The following is a 3,116-nucleotide window of genomic DNA, read 5'->3' on the forward strand; positions in this document are numbered from 1 at the left end:
ATTCTATGATTGAGTGAGAAAACGAGAGAAAAATGAAGAAATATTAGGGAGGTGGGTAAAATGATAATTGATACCAGTACAACCATTGCGTATAAGTGTTCATCCTGTGGCGCATTTCAATTTACGAACGTATCACTCTTTGAGATGTCGAATAAAAAAGAAAGCAGCTTTACTTGCCGATGCAATGGCTCATCGCTGGTTATAGCAAAAGAAGGCCCGGCCGATTACAGGATTGTGATACCATGTATAGGTTGCGGTACCGACCATATTTACCTGTTTAGCAGGAGAGAGCTTATAACAGGCGAAATCAGCGTGTTGAACTGTCCTAAAACAGGAATGCAGCAGTGTTTCATAGGTAGTGATGAGGATGTAAGGAAGAAAATAGACAGTCTTGAAAAGGAATTTGACGAGCTCATTGATACATTAGGCTACGATAATTATTTTGCAAATACCCAGGTAATGTTTGATTCGCTGAATATCATTCATGATATTGCCGAAAAAGGAAATTTATTTTGTGAATGCGGTAATAATGATATTGAATTATTATTACTTTCTGATAAAATTTATTTAAGGTGCAAAAAATGTCCTGCCAGTAAAATAATTTATGCCTCATCCAACGAACACTTAAAGAACAATTTGCAGACAAGGCAGATTCTTCTTATGGATGAGGGGCAGCCGTTAGATATCAAAACTACAGAACCGCGAATGAAAAAGAGAGATGGAAAATGATTTAAAAAAGGTTTATAATTATATTAGATGAGTTTTGCTTATTCGATTTAGGGTGGACAGTTAGATAAAGAAGAATTGCTGTGCTTTAATGAGATGATTTTGGGGGATTGTTGTGGCAAAAAACTGTAATAATCACATCCGTTTTGCATAAATTCAGGTTGCTTTTTACAAAAATAATATAGGTAAATATGTTATTGATTATATGCAAAATTGAGGATTTTTAGGGGAAAGATAAATTTGCAATTGACAAAAACGATTGGCGTTGATATAATATCAATTGCTTGTAATGATACTCTAAGATTCTCCTCAAAAAATGAACCTTTCCGGTTATAAAGGTTTTACAGACATTATCTAATTGTATGAACTCCCTATTAAGTTGGAAATATATATTATGTATAAATAAGGTGGTGTAATATGGACGATATAAAGCTCAAAGAGAAGACGCTTGAGGACTTAAGGTACATTGCGAAAATGTTGGGGATAAAAAAAGTTACCACATATAAAAAAAGTGAACTTATCGAAAAAATTTACGAAGTAGGCAAAAGCAATGGTATAGATAATCTTCAGGATCAAATCATAAAAAAAGATGAAGATGAAAAACCGGCTGATAGCAAGGATGAACAGAAAGATATAAAGGACAATGAGCAGGTTTCAAAAAGCGGAGAAGCCACGTTGACCGAGGAACCTCCTGTAGTACTGAGAAAGTCTAAAAGGGGGAGACCGAAATCCGTTAAGGTTCAACAACAGGAAGACACAAATGTTGAGTCTGCTCCGGTAAAAGCTGAGGAGGGTAAACCCGAAGCTGAATCCAAGATTAAATCAAAATCCGAATCCGAAAAAGCCGAATCGAAATCCGAATCAAAAGAAGATGAATCAAAAATCGAATCCAAAGAGGCAAAATCAAAAGCTGAATCCAAGGAAGCCGAAACTGATACAAATAATCAGGAAGCCGTTAACACTGTTGATTCTTCAAAGGTAGAAACCAATGAAGTTATAAAGCAGCAAAAAGAAGAAAGTAATGATAATGCTGCAGAAAACAATTCGGCAAAACAAGAACAGACCAGTGGTTTGGCAGATGGTTTTGTGATGCCTAAAACCGAATCCGAACTGGTGGCTGAGGCTGATGCCGAGAAAGCAAAAGCTGAGAGGAAACAGCTTGAGCAAAAGCAGCCTGAGCAAAAGAAGGAAGGCGAGAAACTGCCCAACGGGCTTGAAAAGATAGAAAGTGATGACCCTGTAGAAGGGGTACTGGAAGTATTGCCTGACGGCTATGGATTTTTAAGAAGCGACAATTACCTGTCCGGTCCGAAAGATGTGTATGTATCGCCATCGCAAATCAGACGTTTCAACTTAAAAACAGGAGACAAGATAAAGGGAAAAGGACGTATTCCAAAAGAGGGAGAGAAATTCCAGGCTTTGCTGTATGTTCAATCGGTTAATGGAGATCCGCCGGAAGTTGCAGCAAAAAGAGTGCCCTTTGAATACTTAACGCCAATATACCCTGACCAGAGGATTACTCTTGAAACCACTCCAAGAGAATTGTCAACAAGACTGATTGATTTAATAGCGCCCATTGGAAAAGGTCAGCGCGGTATGATTGTTTCACCTCCGAAAGCGGGTAAAACCATACTGTTAAAGAAAATTGCAAATGCTATTACCAACAACTATCCTGAAATGGAGCTGATTGTGCTTCTCATAGACGAAAGACCTGAAGAAGTAACAGACATGCAGCGCTCTATCAAGGGTGAGGTTATATATTCTACTTTCGATGAAGTGCCTGAGCATCACATAAAGGTTGCCGAAATGGTACTTGAAAGGGCACAAAGACTGGTTGAGCAGAAAAAAGACGTTGTAATACTGTTAGACAGTATCACAAGGTTGGCAAGGGCATACAACCTTACAATTCCTCCGACAGGAAGGACCCTTTCGGGAGGTCTTGATCCCGGTGCGCTTCACAAACCGAAGAGATTCTTTGGTGCGGCAAGAAATATAGAAAATGGCGGAAGCCTTACAATTATGGCTACAGCATTGATTGAAACGGGAAGCAGAATGGATGATGTTATATTTGAGGAATTCAAAGGAACGGGAAATATGGAGCTCCATCTCGACAGGAGGCTTTCCGAAAAAAGAATATTCCCTGCAATAGATGTAAACAGATCCGGAACCAGAAGAGAGGAATTGCTTCTTGACCAGAAAGAGCTTGAAGGAATTTGGGCTATCAGAAAGGCAATGAGCAATATGGGAACGGCCGAGGTTACGGAAATGATTATAAACCGTTTGATGCAGACTAAGAATAATGCGGAATTTGTAAATAGTATAAATGTTGCATTTGTTGGGTAAGTTGTAAAATTAATTGCCCAAACATGATAAAAAAGAAGTGACTCAAA

Annotated in this window: 2 protein-coding genes; both read left to right on the plus strand. The window is 38.5% G+C overall.

The window, feature by feature from the left end; translation table 11 throughout:
* The first annotated feature begins 60 nt into the window (after positions 1-60).
* Entirely contained in the window at positions 61-729 is a 669-nt protein-coding gene (locus PLH43_RS13385; RefSeq protein WP_324363936.1) for a hypothetical protein, read from the plus strand.
* A gap of 414 nt (positions 730-1,143) precedes the next feature.
* Entirely contained in the window at positions 1,144-3,069 is a 1,926-nt protein-coding gene (rho, locus tag PLH43_RS13390; RefSeq protein WP_324363938.1) for a transcription termination factor Rho, read from the plus strand.
* The last annotated feature ends 47 nt before the right edge of the window (positions 3,070-3,116 follow it).

Origin of the sequence: Acetivibrio sp., from assembly GCF_035371925.1 — a bacterium.
In the GTDB taxonomy this organism is placed as follows: Bacteria; Bacillota; Clostridia; order Acetivibrionales; family Acetivibrionaceae; genus Hungateiclostridium.